The sequence below is a fragment of the Mesorhizobium sp. M0715 genome (assembly GCF_040320355.1).
GTDB lineage: Bacteria > Pseudomonadota > Alphaproteobacteria > Rhizobiales > Rhizobiaceae > Mesorhizobium.
Genome location: NZ_JAMYPL010000022.1, coordinates 47,296 through 65,655, shown reverse-complemented (window position 1 = coordinate 65,655; position 18,360 = coordinate 47,296). Strand labels below are relative to the sequence as shown.

At 58.4% G+C, this 18,360-nt stretch carries 16 protein-coding genes and 2 pseudogenes; 10 read left to right on the top strand and 8 right to left on the bottom strand.

Going from position 1 to position 18,360, the window contains the following annotated elements:
• Positions 1 to 76: 76 nt before the first annotated feature.
• From NKI21_RS23775 to NKI21_RS23765, 3 genes are read right to left on the bottom strand one after another with little or no spacing between them, the layout of a single operon-like run.
• Positions 77 to 724 carry a transmembrane anchor protein gene (locus NKI21_RS23775; RefSeq protein WP_352442498.1) on the bottom strand — a complete coding sequence of 216 codons (648 nt, stop codon included), beginning with the start codon at positions 722 to 724 and terminating at the stop codon, positions 77 to 79.
• Positions 725 to 760: 36 nt separating this feature from the next.
• Positions 761 to 1,495, bottom strand: a complete 735-nt coding sequence (locus tag NKI21_RS23770; RefSeq protein WP_127291996.1) for a HupE/UreJ family protein — start codon at positions 1,493 to 1,495, stop codon at positions 761 to 763.
• 48 nt (positions 1,496 to 1,543) lie between these two features.
• Entirely contained in the window at positions 1,544 to 1,828 is a 285-nt protein-coding gene (locus NKI21_RS23765) for a hypothetical protein (RefSeq protein ID WP_127291998.1), read from the bottom strand.
• 208 nt (positions 1,829 to 2,036) lie between these two features.
• Here NKI21_RS23765 and NKI21_RS23760 point away from each other — a divergent pair, with 208 nt between their 5' ends.
• From NKI21_RS23760 to NKI21_RS23735, 6 genes and pseudogenes are all read left to right on the top strand, one after another.
• Positions 2,037 to 2,318 (top strand): metal-sensing transcriptional repressor, encoded by a 282-nt coding sequence (locus NKI21_RS23760; protein WP_127292000.1) that lies wholly within the window; start codon positions 2,037 to 2,039, stop codon positions 2,316 to 2,318.
• Between the two features lie 8 nt (positions 2,319 to 2,326).
• A complete protein-coding gene (locus NKI21_RS23755) occupies positions 2,327 to 3,655 on the top strand; it encodes a cation diffusion facilitator family transporter (protein WP_127292003.1) in 1,329 nt (442 codons plus the stop codon).
• A gap of 24 nt (positions 3,656 to 3,679) precedes the next feature.
• The gene (locus tag NKI21_RS23750; RefSeq protein WP_127292005.1) at positions 3,680 to 4,114 is read left to right on the top strand and encodes a YqaA family protein; all 435 of its coding nucleotides are present in this window, start codon (positions 3,680 to 3,682) and stop codon (positions 4,112 to 4,114) included.
• Between the two features lie 94 nt (positions 4,115 to 4,208).
• Positions 4,209 to 4,853: a DUF1007 family protein gene (locus tag NKI21_RS23745; RefSeq protein ID WP_502896768.1), complete on the top strand. Its 645-nt coding sequence runs from the start codon at positions 4,209 to 4,211 to the stop codon at positions 4,851 to 4,853.
• Positions 4,854 to 4,874: 21 nt separating this feature from the next.
• Complete coding sequence (locus tag NKI21_RS23740; protein ID WP_023809575.1) at positions 4,875 to 5,588, top strand: HoxN/HupN/NixA family nickel/cobalt transporter; 714 nt, start codon at positions 4,875 to 4,877, stop codon at positions 5,586 to 5,588.
• A 129-nt stretch (positions 5,589 to 5,717) separates the two neighbouring features.
• Positions 5,718 to 6,453 (top strand): annotated as a pseudogene (locus tag NKI21_RS23735) (CNNM domain-containing protein); the annotation flags it as partial.
• 832 nt (positions 6,454 to 7,285) lie between these two features.
• On the opposite strand, the gene NKI21_RS23725 reads toward NKI21_RS23735, so the two are convergent.
• The 3 genes from NKI21_RS23725 to NKI21_RS23715 form a co-directional block, all read right to left on the bottom strand.
• On the bottom strand, positions 7,286 to 7,609 hold the full coding sequence (locus tag NKI21_RS23725; protein ID WP_245273105.1) for a tyrosine-type recombinase/integrase: 324 nt from the start codon (positions 7,607 to 7,609) through the stop codon (positions 7,286 to 7,288).
• Positions 7,610 to 7,711: 102 nt separating this feature from the next.
• Positions 7,712 to 8,356 (bottom strand): hypothetical protein, encoded by a 645-nt coding sequence (locus NKI21_RS23720; protein WP_245273103.1) that lies wholly within the window; start codon positions 8,354 to 8,356, stop codon positions 7,712 to 7,714.
• 43 nt (positions 8,357 to 8,399) lie between these two features.
• On the bottom strand, positions 8,400 to 8,780 hold the full coding sequence (locus NKI21_RS23715) for a DEAD/DEAH box helicase family protein (RefSeq protein WP_352722856.1): 381 nt from the start codon (positions 8,778 to 8,780) through the stop codon (positions 8,400 to 8,402).
• A gap of 107 nt (positions 8,781 to 8,887) precedes the next feature.
• Between NKI21_RS23715 and NKI21_RS23710 the strand changes: the two genes are divergently transcribed.
• Together NKI21_RS23710 and NKI21_RS23705 are read left to right on the top strand one after the other, a co-directional pair.
• Positions 8,888 to 9,268 (top strand): type 2 periplasmic-binding domain-containing protein, encoded by a 381-nt coding sequence (locus tag NKI21_RS23710; RefSeq protein ID WP_206638033.1) that lies wholly within the window; start codon positions 8,888 to 8,890, stop codon positions 9,266 to 9,268.
• A 336-nt stretch (positions 9,269 to 9,604) separates the two neighbouring features.
• Entirely contained in the window at positions 9,605 to 10,759 is a 1,155-nt protein-coding gene (locus NKI21_RS23705; RefSeq protein WP_245273101.1) for a RelA/SpoT domain-containing protein, read from the top strand.
• 93 nt (positions 10,760 to 10,852) lie between these two features.
• Here NKI21_RS23705 and NKI21_RS23700 read toward each other — a convergent pair.
• Positions 10,853 to 11,020: pseudogene (locus NKI21_RS23700) on the bottom strand (IS1595 family transposase); the annotation flags it as partial.
• A gap of 158 nt (positions 11,021 to 11,178) precedes the next feature.
• Complete coding sequence (locus NKI21_RS23695; RefSeq protein WP_352867565.1) at positions 11,179 to 14,085, bottom strand: trifunctional glycosyltransferase/class I SAM-dependent methyltransferase/polysaccharide deacetylase; 2,907 nt, start codon at positions 14,083 to 14,085, stop codon at positions 11,179 to 11,181.
• A 904-nt stretch (positions 14,086 to 14,989) separates the two neighbouring features.
• Between NKI21_RS23695 and NKI21_RS23690 the strand changes: the two genes are divergently transcribed.
• Together NKI21_RS23690 and NKI21_RS23685 are read left to right on the top strand one after the other, a co-directional pair.
• Positions 14,990 to 15,664 carry a coiled-coil domain-containing protein gene (locus tag NKI21_RS23690; RefSeq protein ID WP_031212622.1) on the top strand — a complete coding sequence of 225 codons (675 nt, stop codon included), beginning with the start codon at positions 14,990 to 14,992 and terminating at the stop codon, positions 15,662 to 15,664.
• Between the two features lie 7 nt (positions 15,665 to 15,671).
• Complete coding sequence (locus tag NKI21_RS23685) at positions 15,672 to 18,350, top strand: OmpA family protein (protein ID WP_352442500.1); 2,679 nt, start codon at positions 15,672 to 15,674, stop codon at positions 18,348 to 18,350.
• The last annotated feature ends 10 nt before the right edge of the window (positions 18,351 to 18,360 follow it).

Genomic DNA, 18,360 nt, shown 5'->3' with positions numbered 1-18,360 from the left:
CCAAACAGTGAGGTCGTGGCAATGAACAGCGCGTCACTCCGGCGCCAAACGGCGCCGGATAAAATTGACGTATCGTTCACATCATCCGTTTGATGTCGGTGTAGGCACCGTTCGTCTTCAGCGTCACGGTGACGTCGGCATCGGTGCGGTTACGCCAGAACCAACCGTGATTGCCGTCAAACGCTGCCTCAAGTACGCCCTCGTCCTCTGCAGCCCCGCGGCCCTTCTCGTATGAAATGTTTTCGCCGCCGCCGTCACCATGGGTGTCGAAGTTCACCGCCGCGCCATTGGCCGTCCAAGAGTATTGTGCCTGTGCGCCCTTGGCCATGACGAGCTTGATCTCAGCTCCTTCGCCGGGCTTCAGGGTGACCGACATTTCGTCTGTCCGGAGTTCCTGGGCAGAGGCGGAACCCATCACCAGTTCAGCGAAGACGCGCTCCAGAAGACTCGACTGCTGATCTCGGGCTGGCACGGCGATCGGAGTGCCGTTTTGCAGTTCGCGAAGGCGGTCATGCTCGGCCTCTTCGGCCAGTTGTGTCTTGATCTCGCCCATCTCGGTGAGCTCGAGCGCTCGCCCAACGCCGGTGGGATCGATGGCGTATTCGGCCGGCAGCACGATGGTCACAAGGATGGCAGCTGCCGCGAGAATTGCGATGACGGTAGAGCGAAGGAGTTGCATGGATGTCGGCAGCTCGGCGCGGGTCGGGATGTCGGTATTGTACATAGGAGAATTCCTTTTTTGGGATCTTTACTTGGAGGCTCAGGAGACGACCCAGCCGGTGAGCTGATAGCCGATCAGCACAAACCCGGCGGTCATCATGATGGTGTTGGCGGTGTATGCGTGGCGCCAGAAACTGTCGGTCCGGCGCCAGTAGCCCATGACAATAAGGATGGCAGCGAGCGCCAAAAGCTGGCCAATCTCAACGCCGACGTTGAAGGCAAGAAGATTTGGCACTAGCCCGTCGGGCGAGATGTTGTATTCGATGATCTTCGTCGACAGGCCGAAGCCGTGGAAAAAGCCGAAGATCAGCGTCGCGATCCTGGTGTTCGGCTGGAAACCGAGCCACCTCTGGAAAGCGCCCATATTGTCGAGCGCCTTGTAGACGACCGACAGGCCGATGATCGCGTCGATGATGTAGCTGTTGATGCCCACCTTGAAATAGACGCCAAGCAGCATGGTCGTGGAATGGCCGAGCGCGAACAGGCTCACATAGATGCCAATGTGCTTCATCCGGTAGAGGAAGAAGATCACGCCGAACAGGAACAGGATGTGGTCGTATCCCGTCACCATGTGCTTGGCGCCGAGATAGATGAAGGGCAGCAGATTGATGCCCGTGATCTCCTGGATATAGCCCTTGTCGCCTTCGGCAACGGCATGGGCGAGGGCAACCGCCCCAAGCAATGGAAGGGTCAGGAGAGCAATGAGCATAGGAAGGGCCAACCGCCAGCGCGCGCAAGGCGTGCGTGGCGGACCCTCGTAGAAGGATCCTTGCATGAGAATTCCAATCGTCGTCGTTGAGGATGGCCGCGCGTGCGGCCGCGATCATGCGATGACGATCTGCCTGGGAGGGCGCTCAAGCCGGAAACGGATTTTGAGGTCGGCAAACGAAGGCGGGTAAACCAGCCAGCTCCGGCCTATCGGCGGTGCTGGCTGCGCGAAGCCCGGAAGCGTGCTCGCCGTCTCATGGGTGTGGTCGGCCGGATTGTGGCCGTGGGTATGACCAAAGCTCTGCTCATCGGCTTCGCCATCGTCATGGCTGTGGCCGTGTTTTTCGATCTGTGCTGCCAGCTCTGCGTGACGCGCTGCCTCGGCGGCAGCGAGCGCCATCGGGCTATGCGAGGCCGAACCACCCATTGGGGAGACCAGCACGCCGAGAGTCATCGCGAAAGCGACGATGAGACGAAAGGCTATGCTATGGATCCAATTCGGCATGCTTAACGATTATTCTCTAAAATCCTAACGAATGGTTGCGTGCACCAGAATCGAGGCCACTTTGAGGCTTGGAATATCCTCTCTGGGGGGATAGCATCAAGGTATGAATGAGCGTCCCCACGTCCACGAAACCCATCCTGCCATCATCAAGCGGCTGAAGCGCGCCGACGGCCATCTGCGCGGGATCGTCGAGATGATCGAGGCCGGTCGACCGTGCCTCGACATCGCCCAGCAACTTCATGCCGTGGAGAGGGCCATCGCCCAGGCCAAGAAGACGCTGATCCAAGACCACCTCAACCACTGCCTTGAGGACGTCGTCGGACCGCTGGCGCTCGAGCAGCGCCGCTCGATCGACGAGTTCAAGGATATCACCAAATACCTGTGAGAAGCGCCATGATGGACAAAGTTCGCGATTGGTTCGGATTCGGCCCGATGACGCACGGCATGGGCGGCCACGGACATGATCACGGCGAGGGCGGCCATGGTCACACCCATGGCGTCATCGACCCGACGATCGCCACGACGACGCGCGGCATCTGGGCGATCAAATGGTCATTCGTCGTTCTGGCCATCACGGCGGCGCTTCAGCTCGTGGTCGTGTTCCTCTCCGGCAGCGTGGCACTGCTGGCCGACACGATCCACAATGTCGGCGACGCGGTCACCGCTATCCCATTGTGGGTCGCCTTCATGCTGGCCCGTCGCAAACCGAGCGAGACGTTCACCTACGGGCTGGGCCGCGTCGAGGATCTGGCCGGCATTCTGATTGTCCTCATCATCCTGTTCAGCGCCATCGTTGCCGGCTACGAGGCGATCGACAGGTTGATCAATCCGCAGCCGATCGCATTTCTTGGCTGGGTCGCCATAGCCGGCATCATAGGTTTCTTAGGCAACGAGGCCGTCGCTGTGTTCCGTATCCGTGTCGGCCGCGAGATCAACAGCGCGGCGCTGATCGCGGATGGTTACCATGCCCGCACCGACGGCTTTACCAGTCTGGCGGTCGTGCTTGGCGCTATTGGCGTGTGGCTAGACTTTCCGCTTGCCGATCCGATCATCGGACTGTTGATCACGCTGGCGATCTTCGCCATCGTATGGCAGTCGTCGAAAGCCGTGTTGACCCGCATGCTCGACGGCGTCGAGCCTGGCATCGTCGATGAAATCCATCATGCCGCCAAGCATGTATCCGGCATCGAGCGTGTCCAAAGCGTGCAGGCGCGCTGGATCGGCCACCGCCTGCATGCCGACGTGGCCATCAGTGTTCCGGAGATGGCGACGGCCAACGACGTGCTGGGTGTAACTGAAGCCCTCAAACAGGAGCTGTTCGCCCACTTGCCGGCGTTGGCCGAAGCCAACGTTCGCTTGGTGAGCCCGGCCGTCACTGGCGCGGAAACCTCTCATGCTCACCATCATGCGCCGGAGCCCTTCAAGGTCGCCTGTGATCTGGCTGAAGGGACATTGGAAATCGTCGATACACCGGCTGGCGAGCGGATGCGTCTGACGATCGACCGGCATGCCGACGATTTGACGGCGACGGTGATCATCGACCGGCCAGAGGGGCCGGAGACGTTGCACCTCGATCCTGTCGCCGACAATCATCATCGCCTTGAGAGCACAGTCACCCCTGCCGAGCCGCATGAATTCGAGGCAAGACTGGTCCTGAAGGCCAAGGATCGCGAACAGGTGCTACCGTTCAAGATGGTCGAACCCGAAGGTCACCATCATTAGGTCGACAGACAGATACGCTGTTCAATGACCGATCTCGCAGCCTACGCTGGTCTTTTCCTGGCAGCCTTCATCGCCGCGACGATCTTGCCGATGCAATCGGAAGCGGTGCTGATCGGGCTCTTGCTTGCGGATTATTCGCCCTGGTTGCTAGTCGGAGTCGCGAGCGTCGGCAACGTGCTTGGGTCGGTGATTAACTGGTTGCTCGGCCGAGGCATTGAGCGCTTTCGGGACCGGCGGTGGTTTCCGGCGAACCAAACGCAACTAAACCGCGCACAAGTGTGGTATCGCCGTTACGGGAAGTGGTCGCTTCTGCTGAGTTGGCTGCCAATTGTCGGTGATCCGCTGACCGTCGTCGCGGGCGTCCTGCGCGAGCCTTTTCGGGTTTTCCTCTTGCTGGTCACTGCGGCCAAGGTCGGCCGTTATCTTGTTCTTGCCGCCATGACGCTGAGCGTGATTTGATCTTGAGCGGCCCACCTTAACCGCATGTCCCATTTCGGCCTGCTTGCAATGCCAGACGTGCTGCCTGACCGGAAACGATGAAGTGCGAGTGAAAATGCGACTGACGGGCATGGTATCAGGCGTCGCGCTGTTGCTCGCTTCCGCCGCGGCGGCGAGTGCCCATCCCCATGTCTTTGCCGAAGCGAAGCTGGACATGACCGTCGGTCAATACCGCACGGTCAAATCACTTCGGCATCTCTGGCGTTTCGACGACCTCTTTTCCAGCACTGTGCTGATGGAATTCGACAAGAATTCCGACCTTGTTCTTGATACAAAAGAACTCGATGAGGTTGCTCTCACCGTCCATGCGTCGCTGGCCGGGTACAACTACTTTCAGATGGTGACCTTGAACGGCAAGGACGTGACGATGGCGCCGCCACCGAAGTTCAGCGTCAGCTTTGAGAATGATCAGCTCGTTGTCCAGTTCGAAACGCAGCCGAAGGACCCGTTGGCTCTTGCTGGAAAAGTCAGCATCGGCGTATATGACCCGACCTTCTACACGGCGATCGATTTTACCGACGACGACAAGATTGCTGTGGCTGGCCTGCCTGTAGGCTGCTCACGCGCGGTCGTCCGTCCAGATCCGGACACGGCCATCGCACAGAACCAGAAAAGCCTGACAGACGCGTTCTTCAGTGACCCAACAGGGACCGATCTCGGCAAGATTTTCGCGACACGCCTCGAATTGACCTGCGGCTGACCCGGAGCCGGTTCGATGGCCATGTTCCAGACGCTGGTCGACTTCCAACGCACGATCTACCTGGCGCTGGCCGAGCAGATCAAACTGCTTTCGGCCGGCGGCGATTGGCTGGCCTTCACGGCCTTTCTGCCGATGGGCGTGTTATTCGGTGCAGCGCATGCGCTGACGCCGGGTCACAGCAAAGCCCTACTGGCCACGTATTTGGCCGGTTCGGACGCAAAGGTTTCGCGCGGTCTTCGGGTATCACTGACACTTTCCTTCACGCATGTGACGATTGCCGTGCTGATCGCGGCGCTCTCGCTACCGTTGGTGTCTATTGCCCTGGGCAGTGTTGGCCGCGCGCCGCTACTAGAAGACGTCAGTCGCGGGCTGCTTGGACTCATAGGCGTCTGGATGCTCTGGCGCGCATTGAGCCACGGCCATCACCACAAGCATGAGGGCGAGGCCGTCGGCGTCATGGCCGGCTTGATCCCATGCCCGCTGACGCTTTTCGTGATGACCTTCGCAATATCCAGAGGCGTTCCGCTCGCCGGTATCCTGTTTGCAATCACCATGATGGCCGGCGTGGCGCTGACGCTGTCTTGCGTTGCGGTGTTGTCGATCCTGTTTCGGGAGCGCCTAGTGCATTTCTTCGACAGCCGGCCACGCCTGTTCGATGCCATTTCGCGGACGATCGAAGGCGCTGCCGGAATTGTTCTAGCCGGCGTAGCGGTCTGGCAAATCACTTCTTCCTAACGCTGTCCAAAGCCAGAGTCCCCGCGTCGGGGCAGCAGCTCCGCGTGATAATTCTGAGCCCAATGCGGTTGCGCAATAGCGCCAAATACGCTTCACAGATCCCGCCAGTCAGATCCAGCAGAGGATATCATGCCGGCGGACGATGGTAGTCTACGCGACATTCTTGGAATTCTGTTGGTTCTAGTACTCGTTGGCGCAAATGGCTTCTTTGTCGCTGCGGAATTTGCGTTGATGGCGGTCAGGCGGAGCCGAGTCGACGAACTTGCTACCGCTGGACGCTTGAATGCCGGGCTGCTTCAAAGAGCCTTGGCGAATCTCGATGCCAATCTTGCCGCGACCCAGCTGGGTATCACCATTTCGTCGCTGGCGCTTGGCTGGGTTGGCGAACCTGCACTCGCCCATCTGATCGAGCCACTGCTGGTCGGAGCGATGGGGTCTCTTGCCACCGCCGGATCCCATATAATCGCCGTAGCAATTGCTTTTATTATCATCACTGCTCTCCACATCGTTCTGGGCGAGTTGGCGCCGAAAAGCCTGGCGCTTCAGCGTAGCGAGGGCACGGCACTCTGGGTGGTGCGGCCGCTAGGCCTGTTCCTGTTCCTGCTCAGGCCGGCGATCCTCGCTTTGAACGGTCTTGGCAATCTGGTGTTGCGTCTCTGAGGATTGCGGCTAGGGACGGGCGAGGAGTCCCTGCATTCGCTTAGAGCTGAAGCTGCTTGTCGCGGCGAGCCAGGAGGCAGGGCTGCTTCACCAGACCCAGCAGGAGCTCGTCGAGCGCGTCTTCAACATTGGCGATCGGCGCATCGCCGATATCATGACGCCGCGGCGCGATATCGACTGGATCGGCGTGTCGTCCGCAAACAGCCCGGAAGGTAAAGACCTGTTTCGCAAGGCACAGCTCACCTCGAACCTGCAACTCAATTGGGCCGACGGGATGCAGGGCGCTGGCCCACCGTCTGAGCAGGTCGTTTGCAATGCGTTGCTAGCCCCACAGGGTCTTTGGCGGTGGCGGATCACCCTCAGGATTATCCAAATCGTCTGGGTCGGGAAAGAGATTTTGCTCGCGCAGGTTCGAAGTCAGCACATCAAGTTGGTTCTGCGCTTCGATGTGAGCCAGCCGCTGTTTGGCCCATTCGATCAATAGCCGCGGCCGGGAACGGGTATCTGATAGCGAGCACAAGTCTTCGCCAGCCCTCGTCCGATATGTCGAACCGCTCAGCAAGCGTGACGATAGGGGTCGACCAAACGAGGTCATACAATTCTTGGCGGGTGAAGGTGTGCGGCATTTTTGGCTTGGGGACGGATTCGGTGGGTGAGACAACCCAGTCGCTAGGCCGCTCAAAGTCAAGCAAGCGATGCGCATTTCCCGCGCCTGACGCACGTGGCGTTTCCCTGTTGGACTACTTTCATTTCCCTGTTAGGGCGAATAGGGAATTCCTGGACAACGCGTTGAAACTACTGTGAGATTTCAGGCCGGAATTGGCTCGGCCGCTCAAAATCGCCAGAAATTCGCTGTTTTTCGGGCTCTAATAGGGAAAATCAGACAGAGATTGGTTCGCCAATGACTGCCTGCACCACCATAACCATTGATTTCATTGATAAAAATATGCCTCGGTCCAAAACGTTTTGGACCCATTGTGGGCCCCAAAAAAAGGGCCGCTGATATGGCCACGCTGCGCATGGTCGGTTGATTTCACTTACTTGACGACGCGCAGGGCCGCTCGCTGCTTCATCGCATCGCGTTTGGCCTCGCGCTCATTGATGGCGCGGGCTATGTCGACAGCCATTCGCTTCTTGTTGGCCTCTCGGACATATTCGTCCGTCACCGTCATGGAAGAATGCCCCATCGCCTCCATGATAGCGCGCGCTTGGATGTTGCATTCGGCGAGATACGTGCCGAAGGTACGGCGTAGCCCGTGCAGAGTGTAGCCCTCCGGAATGCCGGCCTGCTTGTGCCAATGTGCCATCATGCCGGTGAGACTCTTTTCCGCGAATGGGTGCCCATAGGCATTCTTCAGCACCGTGCCGCCTTTCGAACGATCAAGCGGCGCCAATAAACATCTCGCGCCCGCCGTGATGGTTGCGGTTTTTCTTCTGCCGGAAATCGAAGGCCTCGATCACCTCTAGAGACCCGTCGAACAGTTCGATCTCCTCGAAAACCAAATCGTCCCATTCCAACGAGGCGATATCGCCTCGACGGTTGCCGAGCCAGAACGCGAGCGCGTAGCAGGTGCGGGGCGGGGAGCCAATCGGATGGCGCGCCTCGAACTTTTCCCGAATGGGGACCCGCCACGCGGGATTGGCGGTCGATTAGGAATCCGGACGTGGATCGACAGTGAGGATTCGTTCTGCGGTTTGATCCATTTCTCAATTTCGATCCCCACCCACAAGAGCTTCTTGATTGCGACCAGCAGGTGCTTGGCAACCGTCCTGTTGGCGGCAAAGACGCTTTCTATAATCGAACGCAGATGGTCGGCGTCGAGATGTTCGACGGGCGTATCGCGCCAAGTTAGCGGACAGGCAGGATCGACCTGCATCCGAAGGAAGCGTTCAATAAGACGGGCATTCTTCCGCTGCGTCGCTTCGTCAAAGTCCAGCCATTCCATCGTCGCTTCAAGCCGCCGCGCAGCATGACCGAATGTCTTTGGCAACGCCCGACCGGGTAGGTCGATAATAGCTGCCTTGAGGCCCTGGCCTTGCGTCGCCTTTTCGTAGGCAGCCTCGAATTCCGGATCGCCGGGCTGACCTGGGAGGCGGATTTCAGGCATTCCCTTTGCACGATAGCGATAGACTGTCTTTCCATGACATCCCCTACGAGTTGCGCGCCGGTTCCAAGGAAACAGGCCTTAATGAGGCCGTACTGGAGATCGGTGCAGTCCTGGAACTCGTCCAAGAATACCTGGCTGTATGTTTCCTCAGCGCGTTCCGCGCGATCACGCTGCCCTCGACGATCGTCTTCGCAAGAGGGATCATGTCCCTGAATGTAATCGACTGGCCCTGGATGCGAGCCGGCCCGACGGAGAAGTCCGCAGCCAGTACGTCCTGCCCGGTGAGCGCGAGGCGGAACTGCTGGATTATGCGGAGCACGAAGCGATGGAATGTGAAGCTGTCGAAGCGTTCCCCAAGCTGGTGGCCGCACCGGCGCCTTACGCGCGCCTTGAGGTTCGTGCTGGCATCGACCTTGAAGGAGATCGCAAGGATACGCTTTGGGTATCTGCAGCTTCGCGTCCGCAGGAGAAAGTCGGCGCGTTGCGAGCATCTCCGTCTTGCCGGCTCCCGGTCCGGCAGTGAGCGCTAGGTTGGCTTCGGTCTCTGTTGCTGCCTCTAGGGCATTGGGCTCCAGAACGAACCCGTCCGAAGGTTTCCAATGTTCCGCACGGATCATTCAGGAAGATTTCCCAGCATCGTCCTCACGCGTTCGAGAGCCGATCGAGGAGCTGGCGAAACGGCCGGAGGTGCGCTTTCGCACGCGCTCTTACGAAACGGTGCGCTCGGCCGTCGCATCCGGCTTCGGCATGGCCGTCCTCAACATGCGGCCTATCGGTCGCGCCACCGCCGATGGGGAGGAGATCGTTCGAAGACCAATCCTCGATGAACTGCCGCCACCGACGCTGATCGTCGCCGACATGAACAATCGAGTGGGAATGATTCAGGCCCACTCAAACGTCGATTGGCTTTGATGAACCTTCGCATATCGCCCACCCGGATTTCTAGGTACCACCATCAGAGCAATAAGGCTCACGGTGGTGCTTTTTAATGCCCAATGCGATGGAGAAAAGGCAATTTCCTGCCATGAAGCCTTCAATTGTCCTGAGGTATCTTTCAGGAGGCAATTGCTATGTTGTCGGCGTCGCCCTTAAAGCACTGAAAAGAACTATAAGCTGGCTGACCGTGACGGCATCTACGTCCGCGTCATGTCCAGGGGCGCGATCTAGGCAGATACGGCCGAGACGATCGCTCGCGGAGATCCGATGTCGCGCGCTATGGTACTTCGCTTACCCAAACGGATATGACTCTTGGGATCTGATTCCCCTGCGATAGTCCGGCCAGTCCAGAATGAGGCGGGCTATCTTGATTTCTTGGCTCCAATGACTGAGTACCCGCGCCTTGCCTACAGCATGAAAGCCGTTCGCAAGGCAGGCGACCGGCTGGCAAAACCTATTCAGTTCGGACGAGACATCACTGTCGGCCAGTATGTGGACGCACTCGAAATCTTCTCAATCGCCAATAGCTGGCGCGACTCGCACTTTCTGCCGATGCGCAGCGTTCGGTTCTCTGTCGGTCATCACATAAGAGCCCTGCGACTGGAGGGCGACATGGCATCCCGGCCGAAGCGCATGGCATCCATTCGTCGGAAGCTTCGAGAGTCCACCACCAATTTGGACACCATGAACGACATCGGCGGTTGCCGAGCGATCATGGCCGATATCAAAGGTGTTCGCTCGCTTCTCGCATCGATGCGAGACAAGTTCCCCCATGAGATCCACTCTAGGGAGTTTAACTATATCGATGAGCCGAAGCCGGACGGGTATCGAAGTCACCATATTGTTTTCAAATACCGACCCAGAGATGCCGACACCGAGGCTTTCGACGGACGACGCATCGAGTTGCAAGTTCGTACCAAGCTTCAGCACTCATGGGCAACTGCGGTTGAGGCTGTCGGGCTATTCCGGGGCCAGGATTTGAAGCACGGAGAGGGCGACCAGGATTGGCTTCGCCTTTTCCAGCTTATGTCGGCGGAATTCGCGCACGTTGAGCAGTGCCCCGTTCATGTAAGTGTTCCGGATCACAATGACCGGGTTCGAGAATTGCAGGATCTCAACAAGCGTATAGATGCGATCGGCATACTAGAAAAAATCAATAATACTACTCACTGCCCAGAAAACTTCGTACATAAAGCAGCCAAAACTCGATACTATTTGCTTCAATATGGAAAAGATCATAAATTGTCCATCGAGCCGTTCTGGGCGCTTATATTAGGTGCGCGAAAACTGAAAGAGATCGAGCAAAAAATCGAGCTAAGGGGCAGTGAGGTGAAGGCTGTCTTGGTCGAGGTAGATAAGAAAGAAAAGCTTGTGGAAATGTATCCGAATTACTTCGGAGACGTTTACTTATTTGCTCGTAATCTGAAATCCATCTGCACGGGAAAAGCGGCTATCGAATACAGTTAGCCTGCACAGGTGGTAGCTCCGAACCCTACGAAAGGCCCTATTATGGTTCGGCTTAAGCGCCGTCGCTCGCTTCCGTGTGAAGTAACCCGAGGCGAGGCGCTTGCCGACGATACCATCGAGGCTGCGACCGGCCCGTGCATCGTCGTTCATGCCAGGGGCTACGCGTGAATTATGGCGGAAGTCATATTCGGAGAGGTCGCGGTGCAGATGCTTTTTTGCGCAAGGCTGATAGGTGCCACGCATGCCGCGCTTGAAGATGCTGATGCGCCGGGTATTTTGGCAGTGTTTACTCAGCCGCCGGGGCAGGTCATTCCGATCTCGGGGTGACATCGGGCGATCGCAGCAGTCTGGCGAGTGCGGAGCGTTTCGTCGATCTTGCGCACGTGAGCGGGACCGATGACCGTGACAAAGTTCACCGTTTAATCGAGCATGGCCTCGACGGTGGCGACAAAGTCGTCGAGCGAGCGATCCCCGCGAATCTCGATGCGTGGAAGATCGATGGGATCGCAATTAAGGTCCGCCGGCCCGTGTCTGCTGCCGAAGCCGATCCGATAGCCGGACTCCTTGGCCAGTCTGCCGAGCCGTCGGTCGGTGACAGAGAAGGGTGCCGCGAACGCCGAGGTTGGCCGACCGGTCCAACGTTCGATGAACATACGAGAGCGCAGCAGTTCGGCGGCCAAGTCAGAGCTCGACAGACCATCGATCGCGCGATGCGTCGCGAGATGGCTTCCGAAGAACGCACCTTCGGCGGCGAGCCGCCGCACCGTCCCGGCATCCATAAGCTGCGTCGGCGGACCGTTTTCGGCATCCCACTGCGCGCTTTCACCCACCAGGTCAGTCACCAGGAACACTTCCGCGGTCAGGTCGTTCGCGCGCAAGGTTGGCCAGGCTTGGTCGGCAAAATTCTGGAAACCGTCATCGAAGGTGATGAGCACTGGGCGGCCAGCGAAAGGCTGACGGTTGGCGATGGACCGTTCCAGTTGCTCGGACGTGGTCGCGTGAAAGCCATTGGCGCGCAGCCATGCCATCTGGCTGGCGAATGCGGCGGGCGTTAGCCGAAAACGGGCGAGGGCAGCCGGACCTTCTTCGGCGACGCTGTGGTACATGAGGACAGGGATACGTGGCCGCCGCTCGCTGCGCGCGACGTCGCGGCGCAAGGCCCGCGCCCCGCCCCAGACGATATTTCGGGCGACCCCGAGTCCGATGGGCGCGCGGATCGGCGCATGATCAATCCTCGGTTCCGTCACTACATCGTGCGGTGACAGGCGGCGGAAGCGGTCTATGCGATAGAGCTTGGTCTGGATCGACTGCTCGAGGACGAGACCTTCGGTCGCTGCGAGCGCCTCTGAGATCGCTTGTGCCCCGAATGTGTTCCAGTCGAACCCCGTCCTTTCAACATTGTCACGCAGCACGAATGCGTGGGCGCTGATGAAACTGCCGCCAGGCGCCAACGCCTCTGCGAATTTTTTGGCAATGCGCCGCAACTCGGCGAGATCATCCAGATAGTAGAGCACTTCCGAACAGAAGATCAGATCCATTTCACCCGGCAGCGTGTCTGCGGAGAAATCCAGTACGCCGAATTCGACGTTCGGCTGATCGCTGCATCGCGCGCGGGCCCGTCCCACGGCTATGGCGGAGATGTCGGTTGCGGTCAGATGGCCCACTCGCGGCGCCAGCTGCCGCGTGAAGTGGCCCTCCGCGCAGGCGAGCTCAAGTGCCCGTCCGATGGGACCCGCAGGCAGAATCTCGAGTTGCCGCTCATATTTTTCCTGCTCATAGGACGAACTGTAGTTCCAGGGATCCTCGGTCGTGAAATAGCCATTCCAGAACAACGTGCGATTCTCGTCGTGCCTGGGCCGTGCACGGCGCGGCGCGGCAGAAGGCTCCGCAGGTTCGGCGCTCGACCGGACCAACTCCCGCGCTTGCGCAGCCAATCTCGCGAGTTTGCCGAAATGGCTGTCCGGATCAGGCTCGCGTTCGGCTGTGCCTGACAATGCCCGGGCTGGAAGCGTGTTCGGAGTGTTGGCGCCAGCCTCCTTTTGCGGTGCGAAATTCCGGATCAGTTCAATCCAATGATCCCTTGTCACTGTCCCGAGCACGCCGAATTGTACGACGGCCTCGATGTGGCCATCCATCATCAGGTAGGCATAGATTTGGTCGATTCCTTCCGGCAGTTCGGTCGAGGTCGGATTTCGAGCGTCGACGCGGATTCCAAGTGTTCGCGCCAGCCTGCGCGGCGCGCCAAGATCGTCGGCCTCGAGAAGCATTTGCTCAAGCTGATACTGGATGCGGCGAGCCGCTGCGGGATTGTCCCAGACCTTGCCGAGTTCGGTAATCAACTCGGTGATGGCGCGGCCGAACCTTCCCCACCTGGCAGCCAGTTGCGCCGGCACAGACAGGCTTCCCACCGCAAGGCCGTTGATGGCTACCTTGGCGATCTCACTCGCCCACTTGCGTCCGGCCGGAAGCGCGCGCAGGGACTGCGGGTTGATCGAGCCCGAGCCGCCGCCGCAATCCGACGCGGCGTTCCAAAATGCGAACCACGCGAGTGCTTCGGAAGCGGTGCGGCCATCCGCCGAGTTCGCTCCGTTGGCGTGGATAGTCACCGGGTGTTTGACTCTGGAGTCGGCAGAGAAGCCACGGGCGATGACGATTTCCGCGTCGGCCAGCATCTGAGATGAATTGCGGGTGAGCGAGTTGGGGCTAGCCCGGTAGAAGGCGAGCGGCTCGTCGACCATTACCCAATTTCTGCCGAGACGGGCGAGGCGCTGCCACAGATCCCAGTCCTCGCATGTGCGCAGCGACACATCGAAACCGCCCAACTCGACGATTGTCTCCCGGTCGAGCAGCAGCGCGTGGGTGGCGATGGCACACCGGCGGGCAAATGTTTCAAAGGGCTGGATCGCAACCTCTGACGAGATGCTCAACCAGATAAGTTCGCCATCGGGCATCACGCATTGGGAGCCGCAATAGGCGGCCACTGAATCGGGCGCAGCCTCCAGTGCGGCTAGCATTTTCGCGAGGAAGCTGGCGTCTACCCAATCGTGCGCATCCAGAAACATGAGCCAGTGGCCGCGCGCCGTCGAAATCCCGCTATTGCGCGCGCCGGCGGGGCCACGGGCGCAAGAATTCAACGTCCGAAATCGGGAATCTTGTTCCACATAACTGGCAATGATCGCGGGGGTGCGGTCCGTGGAGGCGTCGTCGACGATGATCGCCTCCCAATCCACGATTTCCTGATCGAGAAGGCAATCGAGTGCGCGCGCCAGCGTCACCTCTGCGTTGTGCGCAGGAACCACGATTGAAACCAATGGATTATGCGCCATGCCGTCTTACCCAAGCCTGGTTCGAAGGTACAAGAGCCCCGAGACATAGCCGGCGGTTTCCCGCCAAAGGAAACGGTCACCGAGGATGCTGCGTCCAAACAGTCTCCCGTAAACTCTTCCGAGCCGTCGCGCCGCCATTTGGCTGCAGTGCGAGCTTGCTCCTGTCGTGCTAGCGACATTAGAAGCCTGGCGCAGCATTTCATCCGTGCCGCCGAGATCGGACGCCGGCTGTCGCAGATGCACGTCAAAACCAAGCATGCCGCATACTCATGTCGATCCCTGAAATCGGCACCATGACCACAAGCTGCGGTCCCTGGCACCTGGCTATGGCAAACTGCCGTCCTTTGCAATCGACGACGCAGCAATGCAAGCCCACTGAAGCTTTGGTTGAATGACTGCCAGCTATTGGGACCTATTGCTCTCTCCTATCGACCGAAACACCTCGATTCCGGGCTGCATTCTTGATCGGCGATTCCTCGTGTAAGAAGAAGATTCTCCTTCTACTGTTGAGATCGCGCCGGAAGCTGATGGTGGCAGTATATAGCGGAGCGAGAGCCAATATGCTGCTCACTGGAACAGCTATTTTAGCAATTTCTAATGAAAACTCATTACTTACGTCTGTTTAAATAGATATACATAATGCCATTGTATCACTCGGCTTCATAGTAGATTTCGCTCGATAACCAATTAGATTAAACGGCTATGGTTGCTATCACAGAGAGGGGCGAGAGCAACACCTAGCGGTACTGGTGCTTTTTCGGCCGGTCCAAGACGTGTAAAAAGAGCACGCAAATTGGCTTTCGCCAAGAAGATTCCGGCTTGCAGGTCGCGGATTTTGCTGGCATCTTCACCTGTTTATGGGTCTCTGCACTGTGGCAGGTGGTTCAAATAGAGGGGTATAAGGATGGCCAAGGAATCTTCGAGTACTTCGAGTGCCGTTTCCTCCGCAAACAAGGCGGACGCAAATTTGATCGGTAATGCAGACGGAAGCGGGCTGAACTTCATGGCGGCCCAGGTTCGCGAAAACGGGGGCGCCGGCGACGCCGTAGGTGTCGACAAGATACGCGATCTGCTGTTCGGCAACCAGATGCAGGACTATGACCGCCGTTTTTCCAAGCTTGAAGAACGGGTGTTGCAGCGCTTCAAGGATGTCGAATCCGAAGCCAAGCGCAATCTTGAGATGTACGAGTCAAATGCAAAGAAGCAGATCGATTCGCTCGCGGCGCAATTGCGGAACGAAAAAGACTCACGAGCCGATGCCGACAAGGAGATTGACCGGAATCTTCGCGAGCAAAACCAGGCACTTGAAAAGCAGGTGCGTGCGTTGTCGGATCAATTGAGCGCGCTTGAGCGGGACGTTTCGGACCGGATAAATCGAAACGATCATTTGTTGCGTGAGGAAATTAAGCAGAAGAATGAAGGCGTTCAGATGCTGATAGAGAAAATGTTTGCCGATCTCAGCAACGTTAAGACCGACCGAAATCTTTTGGCTGGCCTGTTTGTAGAGGTTGCGAAATGTCTGAATCAGGATCCCGTCGGCAGCAAGGGCAACTCGGATCGTAGCTGGAAAGTGAGTTGATGGGACCTTGACGTCAACCGTCGACCCAATCAGTCTTCCACAAAGAACAGCCTCGAACGATACAGAAATTGATCGCGAGGCTCTGGCTCGTCTTTTGGTCGAAATTGCCCGGAACGTTGATCCGGACTATCGTGCGCGTTTCGACGGAGTTCCAACCGCCGATCCTCGCATGGAAACGCTGCGCCAGTTGCTGGTCAGCCGCGAAATTTCGGAGCTTTCACGAGTTACGCATCTGCTGGACGAACCCGAGCAGCTTGCGGCAGCGGTGGGCGATGTTCTTCCCATTGCGGTCGCGCGAGCGACTCATGCGCAGCTCGGCGAGGCGCTTGCGCCAGCTGTCGAACGGGCTGTGCAACGGTCAATCCAGAAGAGCCCGCGCACGCTGACGGATATATTATACCCGGTGTTTCTGCCGGCAATCCGCAAGTCGATCGGGGAAAAGATCGACCAGACATTTCAGTCACTGAATGAAACTTTAAGACATATATTTACCTGGCATGGGCTCAAGTGGAGATTTGAAGCTTGGAGGACAGGTGCGAGCTTCTCGGAAGTTGTCCTAAAGCATTCTCTTATCTATCGTGTAGAGCATGCCTTTCTCATTAATCGTAATTCCGGGCTTTTGATAGCGCATGTAGCTGCCGACAATGCGACGAGCGAAGATCCCCAGCTGATTTCGTCGATGCTTAGTGCAATTCAAGATTTTGTGAAAGATTCATTCAACGAGAGAGAGCAGAGCGGCCTGGACACTATCCGTTTTGGCGACCTTCGTCTCTGGTCGGAAGTTGGACCGTTTGCGACCCTGGTTTCGGTGATCCGGGGAAATCCGCCAGAGGAATTGCATGAAATAGTTCGCGATGTATTGCTTCGCATCCATGAGGAATGCTCACAGGCTTTAGTAGAGTTTGACGGCGACAGTTCGCAGTTGGCCGGGGTAGAGGCGCAATTGCGGACCTGCGTGGAGCAGAAGCAGGAGGAATCAAACGAGGGATTTCCGTGGCTGGTGGCCGCCGTGGCCCTGCTGTTTTTGATTCTGGCAGGCGGTTGGTTCTTTCTTTCCTGGCAATCCGGGCAGCGCTGGCAGGCTTATGTGTCGCGCTGGCAGGCCTACGTGTCGCGACTGGAGGCCCAGCCGGGCATCATCGTTGCCGAACAACAGGCGCGCGACGGCCAATTCTATATTGCCGGCCTAAGAGACCCGCTTGCCGCCGACCCACAGTCGCTGTTGTCTGGAACGCAGGTCGATCCCGCCCGGGTTCATTCGCAGTGGCAATTCTATCAGAGCCTTCAACCGGAGTTCGTGCTGAAGCGGCTGAAGGCGTCGCTGGCTCCGCCGGATTCAGTACGACTATCAATCGACAATGAGCGCATCGTTGCCGAGGGTGAGGCTCCCGACACCTGGATAGATCGGGCGCGTGCAGCGGCCCGACAGCTTTCGGCAGGCGGACCGGAATTCGACATCTCCAAGGTTCGTGACGTAAGCCCCGAAGTACTCGAGGCGAAGCGCTGGCAGGCCTACGTGTCGCGACTGGAGGCCCAGCCGGGCATCATCGTTGCACAACAAAAAATACGCGATGGCCGATTCTATATTGCCGGCCTGAGAGACCCGCTTGCCGACGACCCGCAGTCGCTGTTGTCTGGAACGCAGGTCGATCCCGCCCGGGTTCATTCACAATGGCAATTTTATCAGAGCCTTGAGCCGGAGTTCGTGTTGAAACGGCTGACGGCGTCGCTGTATCCACCGGATACAGTACGACTTTCGATCGTCAATAATCGCATCATTGCCGAGGGCGAGGCTCCCGACACCTGGATAGATCGGGCGCGCGCAGCGGCCCGACAGCTTTCGGCAGGTGGACCGGAATTCGACATTTCCAAGGTTCGTGATGTGAGCCCCGAAGCACGCGCGGCGGAGCACTGGCAGTATTATGTGTCGCGACTTGAGGCCCAACCGGGAATTGTCGTCGCCCAACAATCGACCAGGGGTGGACATTTCTATATTTCCGGCCTGCGAGACCCGCTTGCCGCCGACCCGCAAGCTCTGCTGTCCGGAACGGAGGTCGATCCTGCCCGCGTTCATTCACAGTGGCAATTCTACCAGAGCCTTGATCCGAAGTTTGTGGTGAAGCGGCTGACGGCGTCGCTGACGCCGCCGAAATCGGTCCGACTTTCGATCATCCAGGGTCGCATCGTTGTCGTGGGCGAGGCTCCTGCCGCCTGGATCGACCGGGCGCAGGCCGCCGCTGAACAACTTTCGGCGGACGGAGTGGTTCTGGATGTCTCGCAACTGCGTGAGCTGGACCTTGCAGAGCTCAATCATTTGAGAGAGTCTATCCAGACGACCGACATTTTCTTCTCTTCCGGCAAAGTTGTGCCGGGACCAGAGCAGACGCCGGTTCTCGACAGATTGGCGGATCAAATAAAGGAATTCGCCCAAAATGCCCGCAAGTCAGGCGTAACTGCGCGGTTCATGTTGACCGGCCATTCGGACACCACGGGCCGTGAGACGGCCAACGCGTCGATCAGCGCCGCCCGTGCCGAGACAGTTCGTGCGCTTCTCAACAAGCGCGGCGTCGCCCCGGAACTGCTGCTGGTTCGGGGCGCGGGCACCTTTGAACCGGCGGTGCCTGAAAATAGTCAGGCTGGTAGCTCCACCAATCGCCGGGTTTCCGTTACGGTAAACTTGGACTAGGTGGGAGCCC